The sequence below is a fragment of the Enterobacter cloacae complex sp. ECL72 genome (assembly GCF_019056635.1).
Classification (GTDB): domain Bacteria; phylum Pseudomonadota; class Gammaproteobacteria; order Enterobacterales; family Enterobacteriaceae; genus Enterobacter; species Enterobacter hormaechei_C.
In genome coordinates this window covers 1,389,286-1,408,962 of record NZ_CP077659.1, presented here as the reverse complement: position 1 = coordinate 1,408,962, position 19,677 = coordinate 1,389,286, and the positions used below count along the sequence as shown (strand labels likewise).

At 52.9% G+C, this 19,677-nt stretch carries 20 protein-coding genes and 1 pseudogene; 1 reads left to right on the top strand and 20 read right to left on the bottom strand.

Annotation, left to right across the window (positions count from 1 at the left end; all coding sequences use genetic code 11):
• The first annotated feature begins 73 nt into the window (after positions 1-73).
• Positions 74-1,357, top strand: coding sequence for a YeaH/YhbH family protein (locus tag KTH07_RS06820; RefSeq protein ID WP_045325006.1), 1,284 nt, complete (start codon positions 74-76; stop codon positions 1,355-1,357).
• Positions 1,358-1,617: 260 nt separating this feature from the next.
• Here KTH07_RS06820 and KTH07_RS06815 read toward each other — a convergent pair whose 3' ends face one another.
• From KTH07_RS06815 to KTH07_RS06720, 20 genes and pseudogenes are all read right to left on the bottom strand, one after another.
• On the bottom strand, positions 1,618-1,938 hold the full coding sequence (locus tag KTH07_RS06815; protein WP_022650865.1) for a hypothetical protein: 321 nt from the start codon (positions 1,936-1,938) through the stop codon (positions 1,618-1,620).
• Positions 1,938-2,177: a hypothetical protein gene (locus KTH07_RS23450; RefSeq protein WP_022650864.1), complete on the bottom strand. Its 240-nt coding sequence runs from the start codon at positions 2,175-2,177 to the stop codon at positions 1,938-1,940. Before KTH07_RS23450 ends, KTH07_RS06815 begins: the two co-directional genes overlap by 1 nt.
• An 82-nt stretch (positions 2,178-2,259) precedes the next feature.
• Positions 2,260-3,573, bottom strand: a complete 1,314-nt coding sequence (locus KTH07_RS06805) for a hypothetical protein (RefSeq protein ID WP_075606905.1) — start codon at positions 3,571-3,573, stop codon at positions 2,260-2,262.
• A gap of 59 nt (positions 3,574-3,632) precedes the next feature.
• Positions 3,633-4,553, bottom strand: a complete 921-nt coding sequence (locus KTH07_RS06800) for a DUF6453 family protein (protein ID WP_234834302.1) — start codon at positions 4,551-4,553, stop codon at positions 3,633-3,635.
• Positions 4,554-4,599: 46 nt separating this feature from the next.
• The gene (locus KTH07_RS06795; protein ID WP_214580933.1) at positions 4,600-8,481 is read right to left on the bottom strand and encodes a DUF1983 domain-containing protein; all 3,882 of its coding nucleotides are present in this window, start codon (positions 8,479-8,481) and stop codon (positions 4,600-4,602) included.
• Between the two features lie 52 nt (positions 8,482-8,533).
• Positions 8,534-9,121, bottom strand: coding sequence for a tail assembly protein (locus KTH07_RS06790; RefSeq protein WP_077022318.1), 588 nt, complete (start codon positions 9,119-9,121; stop codon positions 8,534-8,536).
• Positions 9,121-9,831 (bottom strand): C40 family peptidase, encoded by a 711-nt coding sequence (locus tag KTH07_RS06785; protein ID WP_022648880.1) that lies wholly within the window; start codon positions 9,829-9,831, stop codon positions 9,121-9,123. Before KTH07_RS06785 ends, KTH07_RS06790 begins: the two co-directional genes overlap by 1 nt.
• A 2-nt stretch (positions 9,832-9,833) precedes the next feature.
• A complete protein-coding gene (locus tag KTH07_RS06780; protein WP_126530069.1) occupies positions 9,834-10,592 on the bottom strand; it encodes a phage minor tail protein L in 759 nt (252 codons plus the stop codon).
• Entirely contained in the window at positions 10,589-10,927 is a 339-nt protein-coding gene (locus KTH07_RS06775) for a phage tail protein (RefSeq protein WP_022648882.1), read from the bottom strand. Before KTH07_RS06775 ends, KTH07_RS06780 begins: the two co-directional genes overlap by 4 nt.
• A gap of 2 nt (positions 10,928-10,929) precedes the next feature.
• Complete coding sequence (locus KTH07_RS06770) at positions 10,930-14,421, bottom strand: phage tail tape measure protein (RefSeq protein WP_045342757.1); 3,492 nt, start codon at positions 14,419-14,421, stop codon at positions 10,930-10,932.
• Positions 14,422-14,479: 58 nt separating this feature from the next.
• Positions 14,480-14,821, bottom strand: a complete 342-nt coding sequence (locus KTH07_RS06765; protein ID WP_072049625.1) for a hypothetical protein — start codon at positions 14,819-14,821, stop codon at positions 14,480-14,482.
• 86 nt (positions 14,822-14,907) lie between these two features.
• Entirely contained in the window at positions 14,908-15,192 is a 285-nt protein-coding gene (locus KTH07_RS06760; protein ID WP_045342758.1) for a DUF4035 domain-containing protein, read from the bottom strand.
• An 8-nt stretch (positions 15,193-15,200) separates the two neighbouring features.
• Positions 15,201-15,584, bottom strand: a complete 384-nt coding sequence (locus KTH07_RS06755) for a phage tail assembly chaperone (RefSeq protein ID WP_045342760.1) — start codon at positions 15,582-15,584, stop codon at positions 15,201-15,203.
• Between the two features lie 32 nt (positions 15,585-15,616).
• A pseudogene (locus tag KTH07_RS06750) lies at positions 15,617-16,036 on the bottom strand (phage tail tube protein); the annotation flags it as partial.
• A gap of 58 nt (positions 16,037-16,094) precedes the next feature.
• Entirely contained in the window at positions 16,095-16,442 is a 348-nt protein-coding gene (locus KTH07_RS06745; RefSeq protein ID WP_045342761.1) for a DUF3168 domain-containing protein, read from the bottom strand.
• Complete coding sequence (locus tag KTH07_RS06740) at positions 16,439-16,888, bottom strand: HK97-gp10 family putative phage morphogenesis protein (protein ID WP_045342762.1); 450 nt, start codon at positions 16,886-16,888, stop codon at positions 16,439-16,441. The genes KTH07_RS06745 and KTH07_RS06740 overlap by 4 nt, the downstream gene beginning before the upstream one ends.
• A complete protein-coding gene (locus KTH07_RS06735; RefSeq protein ID WP_045342763.1) occupies positions 16,885-17,223 on the bottom strand; it encodes a phage head closure protein in 339 nt (112 codons plus the stop codon). Before KTH07_RS06735 ends, KTH07_RS06740 begins: the two co-directional genes overlap by 4 nt.
• An 8-nt stretch (positions 17,224-17,231) precedes the next feature.
• A complete protein-coding gene (locus KTH07_RS06730; protein WP_032665373.1) occupies positions 17,232-17,558 on the bottom strand; it encodes a head-tail connector protein in 327 nt (108 codons plus the stop codon).
• Positions 17,559-17,601: 43 nt separating this feature from the next.
• Complete coding sequence (locus KTH07_RS06725; RefSeq protein WP_023296252.1) at positions 17,602-18,813, bottom strand: phage major capsid protein; 1,212 nt, start codon at positions 18,811-18,813, stop codon at positions 17,602-17,604.
• Positions 18,814-18,822: 9 nt separating this feature from the next.
• Positions 18,823-19,671 (bottom strand): head maturation protease, ClpP-related, encoded by an 849-nt coding sequence (locus KTH07_RS06720; RefSeq protein WP_045342764.1) that lies wholly within the window; start codon positions 19,669-19,671, stop codon positions 18,823-18,825.
• Positions 19,672-19,677 lie beyond the last annotated feature (6 nt).

Genomic DNA, 19,677 nt, shown 5'->3' with positions numbered 1-19,677 from the left:
CGCGCTTACCGGGCCAACAAAATGTCCGTTATTTACGGACGCTGCAAGTTGGCAAATGCAGTACGGGGGATATATGACCTGGTTTATTGACCGGCGTCTTAACGGCAAAAACAAGAGCACGGTGAACCGCCAGCGCTTCTTGCGCCGTTATAAAGCGCAAATTAAACAGTCGATCTCCGAGGCCATCAACAAACGCTCGGTGACCGACGTCGACAGCGGCGAATCCGTCTCCATCCCTAACGATGACATCAGCGAACCGATGTTTCATCAGGGGCGTGGCGGCCTTCGCCATCGCGTGCACCCAGGTAATGACCACTTCGTCCAGAATGACAGAATCGAGCGGCCCCAAGGCGGAGGCGGCGGTTCTGGCAGCGGTCAGGGGCAGGCCAGCCAGGACGGTGAAGGCCAGGACGAGTTCGTCTTTCAGATTTCAAAAGACGAATATCTCGACCTGCTGTTTGAGGATCTGGCCCTGCCGAATCTGAGAAAGAATCAGCACCGTCAGCTCAACGAATACAAAACCCATCGCGCGGGTTATACCGCAAACGGGGTGCCCGCCAACATCAGCGTGGTGCGTTCACTGCAAAACTCACTGGCGCGACGCACGGCGATGACGGCAGGCAAACGGCGCGAACTGCGCGAGCTGGAAACCAGCCTGAAAGTGGTGGAAAACACGGAACCCGCGCAACTGCTGGAAGAGGAGCGCCTGCGAAAAGAGATCGCCGAACTGCGGGCGAAGATCGACCGGGTGCCGTTTATCGACACGTTCGACCTGCGCTACAAGAACTACGAAAAACGGCCGGAGCCTTCCAGTCAGGCGGTGATGTTCTGCCTGATGGACGTATCAGGTTCAATGGATCAGGCCACCAAGGATATGGCTAAGCGTTTTTATATTCTGCTCTATCTGTTCCTGAGCAGAACGTATAAGAACGTGGAGGTGGTCTACATCCGCCATCACACTCAGGCGAAAGAGGTGGATGAACATGAGTTCTTCTACTCGCAGGAGACCGGCGGCACCATCGTGTCGAGCGCCCTGAAGCTGATGGACGAGGTGGTGAAGGAGCGCTACGATCCGGCGCAGTGGAATATCTACGCCGCGCAGGCATCGGATGGCGATAACTGGGCGGATGACTCGCCGCTGTGTCATGAAATTCTGGCGAAGAAGATCCTGCCGGTGGTGCGTTACTACAGCTACATTGAAATTACCCGTCGCGCCCACCAGACGCTGTGGCGTGAGTATGAGCATCTGCAAGCGATGTTCGATAACTTTGCGATGCAGCACATTCGTGACCAGGATGACATCTACCCGGTCTTCCGGGAACTGTTCCAGAAGCAGAGTGCGACAACCTCCAATTAAATGTTATTAATCAGCCAGTTAACTTTGTTTTTCTGGCTGATTTTATTGCATTTTCATCCTCATTTTTCTCCATGTTTTTCATTCACTTAAATTTTATTTTGGGGAATGCGATTTTGAAGAAGTGATTATGCAAAACTTCCTTTGAGCTTTAGGATGCCATCATGGTATGGAGGTTAAAATTCTCTCGTTCCGACCAAACCACACAAAAAAACCAGCCGCTTATGGCTGGTTATTCGTCAGTGAAGCATGGGGAACTTTATCTATATTGCAGGGCAATCATCATCTAATGCACGATTGATGAAGAACGTCACTCTGCCCAACACTTCCACCTCTTCCAGAGCGGTTCCTTCTATTGCCTCGCCATCATCCGTGATCAATGACTTACCCATCAGTTTTGCAAACTGCGTGTGGCCGTCGCACAAAATTAACAATACATCTCCTGGCCTTTTTTTCGTGGCTGGCTCAATGACTGCAAACCCAACATCTGTTTCAAGCACCCTGCTTTCGGCCCCTATGTTGCACAGAACGGATGGAGAAAGTTGGCGTTCGACGTAATCGGTAGCAGGTGATGCAAATCCCATCAGAGGACCCTCCCCATGTTTCTCAGGATCCAGTACCGGTTATCGCTACCGTCTGTCGTCTTGTCAGCGAAGCCTGGCTGATTGCGCTCTATCCATGCATTGGCGTCGGCTCGGGTGAAGTGCCAGTTAAAACCACGCAACTTTTCTATAAAGCTGTCTGTTCTCAGGTAGCGGTAGCCCTTTGGGTTAAGCTCTATGGCCGCAATAAAGGCGGCCTGAATATCTGAAATTCGGGGCATAATCTGCACTCCCTTTATTACTGTTTTTGTATACAGTAGTTTCAAATGGAATGCAGATCAATTTGGGTTCGCCTATCAATTTCTAAGGCTGAATGTCCATAGGCTGCTCTGTCAGTTCTAGAGGAGCGTCAGAAATAGCGCCACGCTGATTCCAGATACTGTTTTGTGGCATCTCTACACGAACGCTAACATACTGATCGGCCGGAATGTCGACCGGGTCTCCATCCACTAAACCTTCCCGTGAGTTCCTCGCAAATATCGGTGCTGTCGGGTATTCCCGGTGATAAGTTTTTATCAGCACAGATCCGTCGGCATTAACCTCATAGTCCAGCCAGATTAGGGCCTGCCCATTGCGATCTTTAGGGATATCGAACCCGCCATCAATGCCGCACCACGCCGCATCCGAGTTCATGCCCATGCATCCCTCGATCAGATACTCTCCGGCTTTCATACGAGTTACGCTACAGCCTTCTGATTCGCCATTAGTTTCAAACGAACCGTCTGCAAACAGCTTGACTACTGGGGAAGCAGCTTTAAGAGTACCGTCAGATGAAACAGTGGTGTTTGCTGCGGTGTACACTTTATACCACCGATATTGCCCGCCCTGCACATGCCCTTGCTGTATCCACGCCTGCCCTGCTAAGTCCCATACGAACCAAGTTGTGTTTGGATACCCATCCCACTGGAGCTGGAGACCAACACCATTGCCGCCAGGAGAGTTTGCTGTGCTTGTGGTAAACCGCCCAAAGCCAAGAATAGTAGTGTCAGAAAAATTCTCTATATGTCGTGCGTTCCCAAATCCGAGAGCTCCCAGAGTTGGAACGGTGCCGCCCCCCGCATTAGGGGCGATCTTATCGCTCGTGACTCCCCTTGTGGCCGCATCTCCCAAACCGAGGTTTGTGCGGGCGTCAGCAGCATTCTTTGCACCTGTTCCGCCCTGACTGATACTGAGTGCGGTAGTCAGGCCGCTTAGGCTGGTTATATCGCTGTTAGCCCCTTTCTTCGCCAGTGATTTCTGGCCCGGCACGGTAACGGCCACACCGTTAATCGTGATAGTGACGTCTGTAGTACCGTTCATCACATCAGCGAACCCGCTCATGTAGCGCTGGTACATCGTGAAGGTTTCAGCGATATCCTGCGCCAGCCCATCCACGCTCAGACTGTCACTCAGAAGAATGGCAAATCGGGTTCCAGCGGGAACAGTTGGGTTAGCTGCTGGCGTTACGGTGAGACTTGTTGCGCTGCCGATGGTGGTAATCTGAAATACCTGCACAGGGCTGGTCATTGCAAAAACGGTACAGCCGTTACGAATAAGAGAACCAGCAGCAGTGAAGTTTGTGCCGGTACCTGTAAGGGTGTTTCCGCTGATGGCGATAGTGCCAGTACTATAAATCATGTTTTCTCCAGGCAATAAAAAACCCCGCCGGAGCGAGGTTGATTAAAAAGACAGTTTATTCAGACGTACATATCGGGTAGAACGGGAAGGTTCAGTGGCGTTACCGTGTCATTACCAAAAATTGCATACCGCTCGCGCCCAAGATATTTCCCACCCTGAACTGAAGCACTGCCGTTCTGTATTTTTATTCCAAACATTCGATACACATACATGCCATTTACTTCATGGGCCATCAGCCCGAATCTGCCCAGCGGAACATAGCCGCTGCCGATGCTCACGGCATTTTTCGAAGGCGTCCAGAGTTGATTGAGGTAAACGAAAGGCCGCTTTGTAGTCGAAAACGTGCAAGCCCCGGCTGCATTGAGGATGTTTAGCCCCGTGCCCGGCTGCGGCGCCACACCACTGGCGAATATGACAATATCTATCGTGCCGGTTGTCGGAGCGTCATCGTTGGTGGATGGAGGGCTGAAGAACCTGACCGTGTTGCCATCGAAATCGACTGTGTTACCGCTATTGCAGCGCCCAAAGACGATATATTTGGACTTGTCGTATCCCGCTATTGTGGGAACAGCCCAGCCGCCAGTGGGAACATTGACGGAACCCTTCCAGATACACTGCCCTGACTGCGTGGCATTGGTAATCGCCAGGAAGTCAGTACTGTCATCAATAAGCAGGCCTTCTCCTTTACGCTGGCCAGGAGGAAAAATCTGCCAGATGCTTCCGGGGAACGTGTACGTACTCTCACGCTCACTGATACTTACATCCTTCATCGTGGAGTTCTGCGTCACGCGGCCACCGGATATGGTGACCGAGTTCATTTTATGAAGCAGCCCTGAATCAAGGTAAGCCGTCGCGTGAGGGATAAACAGCACCTGCGCCCCGGAAACATAACCGGCAACATCAGCGTACTTGGCTTTCTGGTAGCCACTGTCAAAGTTGGCCCCAAATGACGGGCATCGCAGGCCCGCAGTTATCTCCATGCGCTTTCCGCCGTCATTTAGTTCTATCAGTAGTCCTGTCGGCATTTTATGTCCACGTCCCCAGTACGATGCGGCCGCCACCCGGAATATTAATGGTTACGCCATTACCATTAATCACCGTTGTATTGCCGGAGCCATTGAAAGAAAAATTACCGTTTGTGGCGTAAATCGAGCCGCGAACGGTCACGTTGTTAAACGTCGCGTAGCCAGATTTGTTGATGTGCCAGCCAACGTTCCCGGTGCCGTCCCAGGTTGAAGATTGGATATAGCTGCCGATCTTGGCGTTTCCAATCGTCCCGTCTCCAATGACCGTGTCCCGGATTATGGTCTGCCCGTTCTGGATAACGAACGGAAGCGTAACGGTCGCTCCTGCCTGGTGAGTAACGGCGAAGCGGTCAGCCAGGAAGATAACCTGCGACTGCATGCCGGACGGCGTATTCTCCACGCCGATCCCCATCCCTGCCGCGTAATACTGACCATTGCTGGATAACCCGACCTTGATACTGTACATCGCCTTCAGGTCCCCGTTAACGTTCGCGATGGCCTGAGCGTTAGTAGTAATGGCTGACGTATGCCCGTTGATGGTCGCCGTAATGCCGTTTATCTGCGTGGCCGTGGCCTGCTGGTAATCGGAGAACGTCTGGTTCAGGCTGTTGATGGATGCCTTGTTGCCGTTCACGTCAGTCTGCAAACTCAGCAGCGAACGCGCCGTTGCCTCCCTGTCGCTTGCCATGACGTTATCAATACGATCGATGCCGGCCTTGCTGTCACCGTACTGCGCGCTGAGTCTCACCTGCTGATCAACCTGCGCCAGCGTACTCGTTATTAGCGCGATAGCGTTATTCTGGATGCCGCCGCTGGCAGTATCGGTTCTTGCTCCCAGCTCCTCCAGGCGGGATGCCATTGATGAAGTCGTGTCGGTGACAACCTGTCGCAACGTGGTGATATCAGCAGTGTTTTGTGAGCTGGCTTGTTCAGCTGCATCTGCCTTACCTGATGCAGCATCAGCTTTACTCGAAGCCGAATCAGCTTTATCAGAAATGACCTGAGTACTCGCAGTGAGCTGATCAACAGCAGTAGCCCTTGCCTGAGCTTCATCTGACAGAGCCTGCCTTACCTCGGTAATTCCCGCTACGTTCTGCGCTGTTTTTGCCTCAAGACGGGTAACATCCGTTACGCGTGCCTCCGTCTCAGTAGCGATCACCTCCCGGAGCTGTTCGAAAGTCGCAGAGTTAGCGCCCTGTTGGGCTGTCTGGCGCACGACAACATCGGCAATAGCCAGCGCGTTTCCGATGATTGCTTCAGCGGTCTGCTTGTTCGAGCCAACCGCAGCAGCAAGGCCGTCTGCGTTCTCTTTGATTGCATCAGCCAGTTCTGCCAGTTTTCCGCTGCTGTCCACCGCGTTCTCGATCAAGTCTTTGAACGTATCGGAGCCTTTCATGTCCTCCAGGATTGCATCGGTGATATCGGATACATCGATGCTGGCCTGCCCGCGCACCCATTCTGTGTAACCTGATTCGTTGCCGCTGCGGTCCACCAGCTGCGCGCGGTACCAGAAAATCTGCCCAGCCTTAAGGCCCATCTGCTGATATTTGCGCTGCGGGTAAGGCACATCGGCCAGCAGCATCGCATCGTCTTCCGTCCCGGTCAGGCTATACTGAATTTCCGTCTTCAGCGTGTCGTCGGTGTTCGCCGGGAATCCCCAGCTCAGCTCGATACCGAAAACCACATTATCAGAAGCGATGAAGCCGACCGGTTTCGGCGGATTGCCCACTTTACCCGTAAGATTTACTTCTGATGATGTCGCCCATACTGATGAAACGTCGCTGGCGTTCACCGCCCTGACACGGACCAGGTAGCGACCCGAGTAGATACCCTGCACTTCAAAGCCGAGAGAAGACGTTCGGGGCACACTAATCCAGTTGCCGCTGTCACGCCGCCATTCCGCCTCGTACGCAACTGCACCCTGAACAGAATCCCAGGCAACGCGCATAGTGGTAATCGCAATGTTCTGGTTAACCGTAGAGTAACTGTCTACGACAATATTTCCTGGGGGAGCCTGAACCCCCGGTGGAATGACACTGACTGGCCGCTCGTCCAGTCTTGCGCCGGTATCAACAGCGGAATAGATATCTGGGTTGTAAGTCGTCCCGGTGACCTCGAAAGTACCGTCGTTGTTGTCCCGCGTTCCCGTAACACGGAAAAGCGCTATAAACAGATCGTCAGAGTCCACACCCCAGTTACATTCAGCCTCCGGCGTTTCGCTGTAGGGTGTGGTGACAGTGACTGTGTTTCCGTTAACGGCCTGGACGGTTCTGGCCTGAGCTGTGCCTGACGGAAGATTCAAAAACAGCCGGTTCCCGGCCTTCACATCAGCGGCGCGATCGAGGGTTATGTTGCGGCCGTTAACCGCACTTACCCTGCCACCGATAGTTCTTCCGGCCAGCTCGTTAGCTGCCACGCCGATCACCTCACCAACGGGGGGAACGTCCATGCCCGTGCTGAAGGTCACCACCTCGCCGATACCGTTAGTGAGCAGCGCCCAGCGCCCCCGCCGGTTTGCCTCTGACTGCCTGGTGCAGCCGATCGCAGTCATTTCGAGCTGACGATAATCGAAGCGCATGGCCAGATCGTTATCGTAAACAGGCTCAGGCGTGTCTTTATAGTGATTGGCTGGGTCTGACCAGTTCACCAGCGCGGCAGTGTTTCGGGTGGTTTCACTCGGATCCGCAAAGGTAAATTTTCCTTCAACAACGCTGGCGTGGTTATAGATGTGCCACACATCCCGTGGCATATCAGCCAGGACATACATCTTATTGTCGCCCCAGTACGTCATGCCGCGAAATATACCCGCCAGATCACGAAGTACAGTCCAGGCGTCATTACGGTCCTGAATATAAACGTTGCAACGAAAACGAGGCTCCGTCCCGCTTCCGCCCTTGCCGTCTGGTACCTGCTGATCGCAATACTGGGCGATGCGATAAAGTTCCCATTTGTCTATCTGAGTCGCATCGATTCTTTGACCCAGCCCGAAGCGCTCGTTCAGAATGATGTCGTAATAAATCCAGGCAGGGTTATCCGTCCATGCCCATTTAAATACGCCCTCCCATGTACCAGAGTAAGTGCGGGTTTCGGGATCATAAGTATCAGGTACACGGATGATTCGCCCTTTCGGATTGCACACAACCTGAGGAATGCCATTAGGGAACTGCTTTGCGTCAAACTCTACATACAGCAGCGCTGTGTTAACGTAGCGAAGTTTGGCGTCAATAATTTCAGTAACGGCCACAACGCGCATGGTGTCGACGATATTCACGCTCGTGGAATCCGGCGTGATTCTGCGAACCCGCAACTGCCATCCAGTCGAGGCTTTCGGAAGATTGACGCGGTGACTGCGCTCATAAAGCGACGTGGTTTTGTCATCAACAGCACCGTTAACCACCGTTTCATACGGCCCGCCATCGACCGACAGATCGATAGCATACTCGACGCGGGTGCCGACTTTGTCGCCGTTGTTTTTCTGGAGTAAAAGAGTTGGCCATCCCAGGCGAATTCGCAGCGCAGAGAGCTGCGTGTTGGATACCGCGCGCACGTACGGCACAGCCTGTTTCAGCTCATATGAAACCTGAAGTTCGTTTTCAATGCCAGGGAAGCCCTGAATGTAGTCCTGGTCCTGAGTACCGGAACGGAACTCATATTTCACATTATTGAAGTTATAACTTCCGTCGGCGTTCTGAAGAGGCGTGTATGAAGATGAGTCACCAAGAAAAATATTTTTACCGTCAAGCCCGCCGGCGAACTCACCCTCCCCAAGAGCAATCAGCACCTTTGCCCTTGCAATGGACTGAATGCTGTCCGGTGCTTCAACGGGCGTTCGGGTCTGGTTGCTGCCACCTTTACCGCGGCCTTTGATGATTGTCGTCGTCATATCGCGTCCATAAAAAAGCCACCGTCAGGTGGCATGCAGTACGTGTTTTGGTTTATTGCTGATCTTCTGCATAAACCCCGGCGGATATAATTGCGCCGCCAATTTCCCGCTGCCCATAAAGCAGGGGGACGGGATTGCCAGATGCTGTCGTGTTAACGGGACCACCAAACGCATAGGAGGGTTTGTTATCAGGTTCCTGGCGCATTCGCAGACCTGAAACCTGAGGAGAGAGCATCTGCACTACACCGCCAACGGCCATAGAACCAGCTGCGGCATATAGTGCCATTTGTGTGCTTGCTGCCCATCCTATTGGGTTCCACCAGGTGAAGGCCGCAATTGCGGCGGCAGTGACAATTTGAAAGAGGCCCGCCCTTTTACTACCGCGTATGACAGGGATAATTCGGAGCTCATCGCCAGGCCCAAGAAGATCAAACTCTTCCTTGCCTATGTTTATTTGGTTTCGGAAGATGACAAAGTCCAGCCCTTTCGCTCTGGTCTCGCGCAGATAAGCATCAAAGCCGTCAATGGTGTTAGAAAGCGCCCTGAACACTTCGCTGGCCGATGTTAGTGCGCGGTGATGTGTCCTGCCAAATCGCTGAGCCATTGAGCCGCTGAGTTTGATAACGGTTTTTCTTTCCATTACATCAAATCCTTATAACGCAGAATTTTGATGGTACGGTCACGGTAATAGCCACCGTAGGGAATACGCTGGCTTAGCTGGCCATACATGTGATGCAGTAGCATGTTGCCATCAAGCAAAATCCCGGCATGGTTCGGGACGGTGGACTGAACCTGCATGATAACCATGTCACCTGGCTGAGCGGGACCGTCGTACTCACGAAAACCGCATTCCTGCCAGTTGTCCATATAGAGGTTTTCACCCTGCTCCCACCAGTGGCGATCTACGCTGTAGTTGGGCAGTTCAATGCCGTGTTCGATGCGGAAATAGTCCATGATGAGAGACCAGCAGTCTGCATATCCGAGAACAAACTGGCGCCCTGTGAGGGGTCGGTCTCCGCGAGGCATGACGGTGCGAATGTCGCCCTCCGGCCACGATGCAATAATCCACGGCAGTTCCGTGGCATCACACATCAGCATGTCGAGCTCGCTCGGTTGGGTTGTTGCCCCGTCGCCGGGGTGACTGTGGACGATCGCCACCACAGTTCCCTGCTCTTCGGCGGCCGCATAATCCTCATGATTGAGTTCAAATTGCTCAGTCGGCGACTCAGCATTATTTTTGCAGGGGATGTATTTCTCCACCCGCCCCTTCTGAATAACCACGCCACAGCACTCCTCGGGGAAGGATGCGGCGGCATGCGCCAGAATGGCGCTAACTGTTTTGTCGCGCATGATTATCCTCTCAGAAGTGAAGCCCCGGGGAACCCGCCATAATCCAGCTGCTCATTCTCTCCGAAACGAGGTTTGCAGCCCGTTGACAGCAGTCCGGAGCAAACATCCTGTGAAGGATCATCCACCCGGTTGCCGTCTTTATCGAACCAGCCGTTTTGCCCGGCGTAGGTGCAGCCATTCCCGGTTTTGTACCAGCCCCGCATGCACCACGTGCACATTGGCTGAATTTGCCGGGTCGGAATGAGTTGCCCGCGCAGATCGGCTGGACTGGAAAGCTCAAACCCTACGGTTTCATCGTCTGATCCTGATTTACGGTCGATGTAATAAACCTGTTTGCGCTCCTCGTTGGGATTCGCAGTCGGGTTCCCGTCAGGAAAATTTCTTACGTCCAGATAGTGGGCGAAGGTGTCATGGATGATCACCTTTGCTTTAGCCATCCCCTGAAATCTTCGGCACAGCGCGCCAATCGTGCCGCTGATGTTTGCAACGGTGAGAGACGGCCGTGAACTCTGGCCGTCACTGCTGACAGATATGCCGGTCAGTTCATACGGCCACGCGCCATACTCCTGCCCCTGCCACCACACCGACCTCGGCTCAAGTTTTGACTCGTCGCCGCCTGCGGCGATGATTTCCGCCTCGGTATGGGGGATTGTCTCGTTGTGAAAGCGAAGAATACCCGCACCGAACGCTGAGCCGTCCACCTCGATCAGGCGGACGCGCTTACCCGGTTCCAGTTTCTGGACATCAGATGAAATACTCATGGATGGTATGCCTGTATGAATGTGCTGCTGAGGGTGTATTTTTTGTTGCCGTGGGTAGATATCTGGAAGGATTCCGCGCGCCATAAACCTGAAGGCTCAAGCGGCGGCTTCCAGATAAATGACTTCCACCCTGTATGTCTGTTCAGAAAGTTTTTAATGGCCTGAATGTAAGCCTCGTCGCCGGTAAAGCTCACGCTCCACTGAGGTGTTACCGGGTTGATGCCGTCCCCGGCCACCTGTGTATAGCCATCGCCAAACTGCGCCTTTCGGGTACGAAAACTTGTATCAACCTGAGAGGCAACCTTTGGGCACCAGCTGAAGGTTTCGACTGCCATGGTTAAACTCCCTTGATTAATCGCCACAGAGGCGAGCCCGGCATGCTGGCCTGTTCGTTAATGGCGCCAGTGATGGCATCTTTCAGTTGTCTGCCAGCGGCGCCGGCAGTACCCTGACTGGACGCCTGTGGAGATCCGCCCTGAATATTGATATCGCCGAAGTTAACTGAAGGCACGCCGCCAGAGACCTGCGGCATCCCCACTGCGCGAACGGCAAGATCACCATTAGGTGCCCGCGTGAGGGGCATAATGGCTTCAGGACCTGCCTCGCCGAAAATCCCTGCGCCTTTAGCAAAAGCAAACAGCTGAGGCGTCTGAAAAACGCCATTGCTGTAAGCGCTCAGGGACGGAGAGTCGTAAACATTACCCTTCGCATTAAATGTGAAGTTCGCGCCAGCATTCTGAATAGCGGTACCGCTGCTGGCGGTTGCGGCTGACGAGGCACCAAAACTGAACAGTGATCCAATTGAGCTGACGCCATTAGCAACAGCCATGTTCACCAGAACGTTCTGGATGATCTTCAGTACGCTCACGCCCCAGTCCTTCCAGCTGTCAACGTTGACATTGAGCATGTCGGTGATCGTGGTGACCGCGCCACCCATGGCCTGCTTCATGCCGTCAGCGGCCATGGAAGAATAGTCAGTAGCTTCGTCCACCCAGTTCGCATAACCCTCAGACAGTCCCGTCATCCAGTCGTCACGCTGCGCATCAGAAGCTGCGTAATATCCCTCCTGGTCGCGCAGGCGCTCTTCGAGGTAGCGCTTATTAAGTGCCAGCCCCTGCTGATAGAACGTCTCGTCGATTTCACCAGCCTGACGCTGGCGGAGAAGATCGGTATTCTTCTGCTCAAACTCCTTACGCAGATTGAACTGCTCCTGAAGTCTTTCACGGAACCTGGTTCCCTGCCCGTAGCCCAGCAGTTGCGCTTCATTGGCTGCGCGGGCGCTGGCGTTACTGTCAGCAAGGTTGGCTTCGTAATTTCGCAGTTGCTCACGTAATTTAACCTGGTCAATCAGCGCAGCATTCTGCAATACCGTCTTTTTCTGGGCTTCTGTCAGAGAAGCAAGTTCGCCCTGGCTGACCTGGTATTTAACCTTCGCCAGTTCAGTATTCTGGCCTTGAAGAGCAATCTGCTCTTTTTGCTGCTTGATAAGGCGCTTATACACATCCTCGGTTTTCTCTCCTTCGGTTTTACCACCCTTCGCCTTAGGTTTGTTGGCCTCATTATTCCGCCATTCAGCAAGACCGTTATTAATCAACTCCTGACGGCCTGTCTGGAATTGCGGATCACTGGTTAACCCCAGGTCATCGGCTGCATAACTCAGACGCAGGCGCTCTTTGGCCTCACCCTTCAGGCGTGACAACTCCAGATCCCGGCGACTCTTTTCGAGGGCATCAGTTTGCTTTTTGTCGAGGTCTGCCTGCGGAAGTCTGAGCGGGACGTTAGCCAGTCCCTGACGCGCCATAAGGAGTTGGTTACCCAGGCCGAGTAATCGATTAAGTTCATCGTGCTGCCCATTCATCAACAGAAGTGATTGATAAGCCCGGTTCTGATTCGCTGCCTCCTCCCGAATTAGCGTCACACGCCGATGCTCAAGACCTTCAAGAACCTGTTGGATAGAGGCAGATTTCTCCTGCATCTGGGCAAGCCTTTCCTGCTCAACAGATAACTTTTCAGTGGCTGTAGCCAGTCCACGGGTCACGGTATCCAAAGATGTCAGGTGGTTAATCATGAAACCACCGCTGGTCGTTGGACCGGGATTACTGATCACTGACTGATAACCAGCTATCTGCTCTTTCAGATTTTCTATCTTGCTCTTTTGTTCATCTATCAGCCTGTTCTGCTCATTCAATGCTGCGCGCGTTTTCTCAGCATTGTCTGAAGCTTCAGGCAAAGACATTGCCTTCGACTTTTTACTCACTTCATCAATTGTGGTGGCGTATTCCTGCGCCGAACGACGGGCCTGCTCCTGATTTTGATAAACCGCATACCAGGCACCAGCACCCAACATGACCAAACCCGGTATTCCGCCGATGAGACCAAGTGCACCACTCATCAGGCGAGTACCAACTGATGTTACATTGTTGAGATTTCGCTGGGTTGAGACGCGATTTGCCAGATTCCTGTCTCTGGCTGCCTCCGCAGAAGCCAGTCGTCTTTCAGCAAGAGCCTGGGCGTCGGCATTTTTTGCAGCCACCAGCCCTGCCTGCGCACGCTCAAGCGCAGTTCTGGCCCTGACTTTTTCTGTGGCGGAGCCACTTGCAAGAGCAGTAGTTAGTCTGGCTTGAGCTGCTGTGACTTTTGCTTCCGCTGCCGCAATTTTTTCTTGCTGAGCGGCCTGAACATCTGCGCTTCGCGATCTCTGAACCGCTTGCTGAGCACGGTAAACTTCAGCCCTGGAAGCTGCTACAGCAGACTGAGCCGCTTTGTCCTGAGCGACAGCAAGGGCAACCTCTGATTTCGCAGCTGAAATTAGCGCACCTGTTGCGCTAGTGGCGCTGGTTACAACTCCGCTGAGGTATCTTGCCAACCCAACACCAACAAGCGCCCCAGCGACTGTTGTAATTGTTGACATGTTGTCAGCAACGTCATTCAGCGCGCCGCTCACTGCTGATGAAGTAAAAGAATCAAGCGTCTGGGCAACATTATCCAATCCGCCAGACAACGCATCAGTAGCACCGGTTGCCTGGTTTACACCGCCCACCCAGGCCATGAATGAGTTAGTTACTTTTTGAAGGGATCCAGAAACCGTTTGTGGCATGCTGGCAAATTCGCCCTGCAATGCTCCTAACTGGCTCATTAAAGCTGGGACAACCTTATCGATCGTAAGCTGTCCCTGGTCAGCCATGCTCTTGAGGTCTTTACGGGCTACACCCATTCCCGCAGCCAGAGCGCGGATTACCCGATCACCGGCTTCGTTAACGGCATTAAATTCTTCACCACGAAGAACGCCTTGTGCGAGCGCCTGGCTGAATTGAGTGATAACAGAACTCGCTTCCTGGGTGTTAGCCCCAGAAAGTTTGAGGCCGGTAGAGACAGCTTCTGTAATTTTCAGAACTTCGTCAGAGCTATAACCGTACTCGCGCATTGAGGCTGCTGCGCGGGAAAAAAGGTTTGCGTTATCTGAAAATGCCGTGCCGGTTCTTTGGCTGATTTCCATTAACTGACGCTGTGAAGCGGCAAAATCATCAGCAGAAGATGATGCCTGTTTAAGGCGAGCGTTTACGGAGTTCCACTCATCAGCAATCTGCACAATTTTACCCGTTGCAAAAGCTGCCGTAGCTGCGGCGGCAGCCCTTCCAGCAGATGCAAATCCGGCAGTCAAATCAGAGAGCGCCCTTTCGCTCTCTCTGGCAGCAGCAGCGGCCTGCCGACCACCATTCTGCATAGTGCGGTAATAATCCTGCCCCATTCGTGAGGCGCGGGAAATTTCCGTCTGGAATGATTGCGAGTTAGCGGAAATTTTAATAATCAATTCACGTAATGTTGCCATCACATTTCTCCAGGCGAAAAAAAACCCGCCGGAGCGGGTCTGTTTTATCTATGTTTTCTTATCTACAAGATAATACCGTTTTCTCATATGAGTCGGATGTCATTGAGGGCACTCTTTCGTAGAGCACGTAACTTGTTTTCCCATTATTTTCTGTTACGTCAAGAACTACGTCATAACCCCCCATTGCCTGAGGGACGAGTATGCTTATGCCATTTTCAAGCGGCAAGGAAGTTACTGGTGTTCCATTTCCAGCCCACTTCCCAGAGACACAAGATGAGAATGAGTTAACGCTCTTATCAGATTCCCCAATGTTTACAGGCTTTGTAGCCCTAACTGAGTCTAAAGATTTACATCCAGTAACTGCGAACATAACTAATAAAATACCAACTACCTTTTTCATTTTCACACCTCCAGAAGTAAGGAGGTTATTAAAATACATAAACGTGAGCAAAGGAAATTCGAAATTCTATTTTTTGACTTTAGCATTTAATTAGTTGCCGCTGCGTTTGATAAAGCAGCCTCAAGCCCTGCAAACGGGTCCTTCGGTTCTGATTGCTCATCGCCACCCCATCGCAGGATCGCATCGTCCAGCGGTACTTTTGCCCCCTGTGAGCCGTAGATGGCAGAGACGAGCTGGGCGGCCTGAATGTCGCCACGGATATCGCCAACCGGACTTTGCCTGTCGTACTCAATCCACATCAGAAGCTCGCTTGCCGTCATATTCTGCCGAAGCTCTGAGAGCGTGCGCCCCATCCGGAGCGCAAGCGACATCAGAAACTTTACTCCGGGGGTTGAGACTTTTCCCGCGCTTCGTCCGCGTTGTTGATCAGGTCAAGCGCCTGTTTGAGCAGGCGTGAATGGACGGGGCCGTAGATTTCACGCACCTGCTCTTCTTCGTCTACGCTGAATACCGGTTGCTTATCGGTGTCACACAGAACGTCAATGAAGAGCACCACGTCAGCGCAAAGATTACGGTGTGCCTTTTCCGATACCGACACATTTTCATCATCAGCACCCGCTTTAACCACTTCCTGCCAGCGCAGCCAGGCTTCACCAGACGGCTCACGCAGAACCACTTTGACGCCTTCCCACTCAGGAACGGCGACCGTCTTATGACGAAAACCCGACATCTTAGCCAGGGCGAGATTTTTAATATTCTTCATGCGACCTCTCAGGAGCCAGACTCGATGTTTTCAGGCTTACCTTTCAGGCGCAGGGAGAACGTTGCCGCCACTACGCCGTTGGTACCGGAAGACCAGGTGTGCTGGCGGATTTCAGCCAGGAACTTAAAGCCCTTGCCGGACGGGAAAATGACCTGGAAAGCGTAGGTCGTATCGTTGTCATACGCATCACGCAAGGCGTCCTGCGCCGGATTCTTGTAGAAGTTGCCGGACAGAGAGATTTCTGACGGAGAAGGCAGGCCGTTGATGTTCTCCTGCTCGGTAGAGCAAAGTGTTGTTACGTCGATATCCTGCTTCTGACCACCGGTGAACTGAATTTCTTTGATGGTGCAACTCAGATCGAGGAAGGTTGCGGAATCCATCGTTTCTTTGGTGGCTGGCAGGGAGGAAATAAGGATCTTCGTCAGCTGCGATTTTTCATAAAGTGCAGACATATCTGTCTCCTGGAAAAAGAAAACCCGCCATCAGGCGGGTTCGTGGGTGAATTAATTGTCAGGGGGTAACTTTAAAATCCAGGGTGGCACGGTAGAGCCGATAATCTGGCTCGTACCCGGGGATTTTTACCACCTCTGTAGGGGTTAACGGCTCAAGCGAAGCGAGCACCAAATCTCTCAGGGATCGTGATTCAGTGATCGTTGTGGAATACACATCGACCTGAACGGAAACCCTGCTCTCTGCCTGGCCACACAGCACGTCAGCGGAAACATCATCGACGATGGAAAAGATAATCCAGGGTGGAGAGACAGACGGTTTCCCGTCACTACCTAATGGCGCAACATAGGGGTATACCCGTCCTTCTGCCAGGGAAGAAAGCAAGGCGTAGATATTATCTTCATTCACTTGCTCAATACCTCATCAATAGCCTGATTCATCCTGGCAATGGCGACGCTGGCGGCCTCTTCCTCGCGAGTATCGTAAGCGGGTCGCACAAACGGATGTGCAGGCATGTTCGCGGTGCCCAGCTCAACGAATCGCCAGTAAAAGGCGTTTCTCGGGTTATTCGCCTTCATCGTGTTATCGCTGTTGCCGGTGCGCGGGTTAACGCCACGAATATGGACGCCGGAAGAAATTTCCCCGCGGCGGCGGCTTTTTTGGGTCACCACCACCACGTTTTTTTTCAGTTTTCCGGTGCGTACCGGTGCACGTGCGATCACTTCCTCCTTAAGCACTTCCGAGCCGGCGCGCGTGGCTTCACGCAGAACCTTATTGTTTTCAGCGCGGCTAAGCGCCTCCAGATCCTTTGCGATGTCATTCAGGCCGGAAAAATCGAGGCTCGTCTCAATCATTTTTCGATCCCCTGCTTACAAAGAATTTCGAGCTGAATACCACGAGAATCAGGGATTGGCGGACCAATGATATTCAAAATGGCACCCTTTAACGGGCCAGTCATAACCCTGAGTCTGGACGCAGCAGTTATATCGTTACGAAATCGTGTCCATACCCTGATAGTAGCGACTGCGGTTTCAGCGCCAGCGGCTACCAGTTCACGCCCACTGATGCCCTTTACTTCTGCCCAGGTTTCTGCGCCGTCATGCCAGGATTCAACTGGCTGACCGGAATCATCCCTTTCCGTAGTAATATTCTGTATTGTGATCCTGTCTCTCAGTCTTCCGGCCTGCATAACACCCCCTACAATCCATAAATCCGATAGGGCTGCAAAAGTGCTTCTACGGCGAAAGGAATTTCTGTCGTAATGTTTCCGATGTTTACCGCTTCCCGGTTTGCATACCAGTGACCGATAAGCAGTAGCATGGCTGCCTTGACATCATCATTGAGCAGTATCGGGTCCGGGTCGTCAGCGTAGCCAGGGCTGCTTTCCTTTTCATAGAGCGTTCGCCGTGTCCATGTCTGGACGTACCGGGCCGCCGCACCTGTGTAAATCTCCAGCAGAGCATCATCACCCGTAAAGTCGGTATCAATGCGGCAATGCTGTTTCACCACATTCTGATCAAGCATTTATTTGCCCCGAAAAAAAGCGGCCCGAAGGCCGCAATAGTTATCAGCTACCCGCGCCGGTGCTGAATGAACCGTAAACGAACGCCTCAGGACGTTTCACGGCCAGCGCCAGACGTTCTTCGCAGCGAATGGAGATCATGTTTTTCTCGAAGTCGTCGGCGTTTTCGGTGGAGATAACCACGTTGGCATCTTCACGATCGAACAGTTGAGCTGCGGCATTGAATGCGCCTGTCAGGAATTTGCCCTGGAAAGCTGCTGCCTCAGTAGCTACCACCGGAAGCCCCCAAAGCGTAGGGCCAGTCAGAGATGCCGGGTTAGCCAGGATATAGCGGCCCAGACTGTCTTTCGTGAGCTCAATTTTCGCCCAGTCGATGAAGTGCAGAACGTGGCCAGATGCAGGGAAACGAGCCAGTTGAGCCTGAAGCATTGCCAGGCGCAGATCATCAATCCCGTTCTGGCTCTCAACAGAAAATGCCGGGTCGAATGCTGAGGCCTGAGGAACGATGCCGTGCAGGTGCACACCAGTACCGTCGCCGAACAAGATTTCCTGTTCCTCAACATATTTCAGGCCGTAACGCATCTCAGCGTCAACCGTAGACTGGAGTTGAGCGAAATCGTCAAGGATCTGCTTGGATGCCTTAAACATGTGCGCGATGGTTGTCACCGGCGTGATTTTAGTTGCGAATTCAATATCGCTGTAAGGTTTGGCAGTCCCCTCTGCAACGACTTTCGCTGCATTGGTAAAGCCCGTTTGCTGCACCCAGAAAATAGCCGGTGAAGATGTGCGGCCAGGCGCAATCAGATCACGAATGAAGAGACGCTGTTTTGGTGCAGTGTCGATGCCAGGCAGTCGCTGTGGTTCAACCACGCCATCTGCAACATCTGTAGAAAGCAAGGCCGCGTGAACTGGGACGCTTACGCGCTTATTGCCTTCAACGCTCGCGGCAAAGGCCTTCAACGCCTCGCTATTAATCACCACCTGTCCAACAGTTTCGGTAACTTTAGCAGCGTTGTTCAATGGCATTTGGGCAACATGCTGTTCCAGCTCACCAAGGCTGGCCTTAAGGGTTTTTTCAGCTTCCTTAAGAGCATTGAGCTCTGTCGCCATTTTATCTACAACATCTTTGGTCTGAGCTGAGAGCTGACCATTCTTTTTCGCTTCGGTCAGTGCCTCTTCTGCTTTCGCGTTGAATTTGCTGGTTGCATCTTCAATGCTGGCAGTGACTTTTTTCAGAATTTCGTTTACTTCAGACATAAAGGGTCCTTATTTGACTAACGCCGCAAGAGCGCTTTCAAGTGAATTGAGGGTTTCAGGTTTGATCTCTTCGGCAGCGCCCGGCGTACCGTCGTTGGTGGTGACAGCGCCAGGCATGCCACCGGATAAGGCTTTAATGAGTTTTCTGCGCTCAGAGCGCGGGGTGTTGGTTTTAGCCAGCAGCGCATCAAGTTTTCGAAGCGCGGCCGCGGGTGATTCATCGCTATCACTGACCGCATCAGCAGAAAGAAGGCTGTCTGCCAGTCCCTTCGCCACAGCGTCACTGCCACCGATATAACTCTCGGCATCCATCAGTTTCTGAACAGCTGCCATATCAAGACCGGAACGCGCCGCGTAGATGTCTGCCATAGCGTTATCGAATGGCTCCAGAGACTGTGCCAGTTCCGCAAAGTCATGGCGGTTACCCATCGCGTAGACCCAGCAGTTGTGGATCATCAGAAATGCACCACGACCGATCTGAATATCATCCCCGGCCATCGCAATGACTGAGGCGGCACTGGCGGCAATTCCGAGCACCTTCACCGTCACACGGCCTTCGTATTCACGCAGAAGGTTGTAGATTGCCAGGCCTTCGAACATGTCACCGCCAGGGGAGTTGATATTGACCGTGACGTCGGCGCCATTCATCGCCCGTAGCGCACCGGCGATACGTTTGGCTGTTACGCCTTCACCCCAGTAGTCCTGTCCGATCACATCAAAAACAGAAATACTGTTGTCGTCGGTGGCCGCAGCTTTGATCCCGCCATCCCAGCGATCCAGGGCGGAGGGTAAAGTTTCACAGGTGACCCGCGCGCAGGGGCGACCCGCCGGTGCTGCCGGAAGTTGTTTTTTGCTCATCAGGAA

Excerpts from the sequence above, each read along its gene's own strand:
- KTH07_RS06725 (WP_023296252.1), bottom strand. The coding sequence starts at position 18,813 with ATGTCTGAAGTAAACGAAATTCTGAAAAAAGTCACTGCCAGCATTGAA.
- KTH07_RS06765 (WP_072049625.1), bottom strand. The coding sequence starts at position 14,821 with ATGAAAAAGGTAGTTGGTATTTTATTAGTTATGTTCGCAGTTACTGGA.
- KTH07_RS06770 (WP_045342757.1), bottom strand. The coding sequence starts at position 14,421 with ATGGCAACATTACGTGAATTGATTATTAAAATTTCCGCTAACTCGCAA.
- KTH07_RS06760 (WP_045342758.1), bottom strand. The coding sequence starts at position 15,192 with ATGTCGCTTGCGCTCCGGATGGGGCGCACGCTCTCAGAGCTTCGGCAG.
- KTH07_RS06730 (WP_032665373.1), bottom strand. The coding sequence starts at position 17,558 with ATGCTTGATCAGAATGTGGTGAAACAGCATTGCCGCATTGATACCGAC.
- KTH07_RS06815 (WP_022650865.1), bottom strand. The coding sequence starts at position 1,938 with ATGGGATTTGCATCACCTGCTACCGATTACGTCGAACGCCAACTTTCT.
- KTH07_RS06755 (WP_045342760.1), bottom strand. The coding sequence starts at position 15,584 with ATGAAGAATATTAAAAATCTCGCCCTGGCTAAGATGTCGGGTTTTCGT.
- KTH07_RS06790 (WP_077022318.1), bottom strand. The coding sequence starts at position 9,121 with ATGGAAAGAAAAACCGTTATCAAACTCAGCGGCTCAATGGCTCAGCGA.
- KTH07_RS06775 (WP_022648882.1), bottom strand. The coding sequence starts at position 10,927 with ATGGCAGTCGAAACCTTCAGCTGGTGCCCAAAGGTTGCCTCTCAGGTT.
- KTH07_RS06800 (WP_234834302.1), bottom strand. The coding sequence starts at position 4,553 with ATGGAGATAACTGCGGGCCTGCGATGCCCGTCATTTGGGGCCAACTTT.
- KTH07_RS06735 (WP_045342763.1), bottom strand. The coding sequence starts at position 17,223 with ATGCAGGCCGGAAGACTGAGAGACAGGATCACAATACAGAATATTACT.
- KTH07_RS06795 (WP_214580933.1), bottom strand. The coding sequence starts at position 8,481 with ATGACGACGACAATCATCAAAGGCCGCGGTAAAGGTGGCAGCAACCAG.
- KTH07_RS06780 (WP_126530069.1), bottom strand. The coding sequence starts at position 10,592 with ATGAGTATTTCATCTGATGTCCAGAAACTGGAACCGGGTAAGCGCGTC.
- KTH07_RS06820 (WP_045325006.1), top strand. The coding sequence starts at position 74 with ATGACCTGGTTTATTGACCGGCGTCTTAACGGCAAAAACAAGAGCACG.
- KTH07_RS23450 (WP_022650864.1), bottom strand. The coding sequence starts at position 2,177 with ATGCCCCGAATTTCAGATATTCAGGCCGCCTTTATTGCGGCCATAGAG.
- KTH07_RS06720 (WP_045342764.1), bottom strand. The coding sequence starts at position 19,671 with ATGAGCAAAAAACAACTTCCGGCAGCACCGGCGGGTCGCCCCTGCGCG.
- KTH07_RS06740 (WP_045342762.1), bottom strand. The coding sequence starts at position 16,888 with ATGATTGAGACGAGCCTCGATTTTTCCGGCCTGAATGACATCGCAAAG.
- KTH07_RS06805 (WP_075606905.1), bottom strand. The coding sequence starts at position 3,573 with ATGATTTATAGTACTGGCACTATCGCCATCAGCGGAAACACCCTTACA.
- KTH07_RS06785 (WP_022648880.1), bottom strand. The coding sequence starts at position 9,831 with ATGCGCGACAAAACAGTTAGCGCCATTCTGGCGCATGCCGCCGCATCC.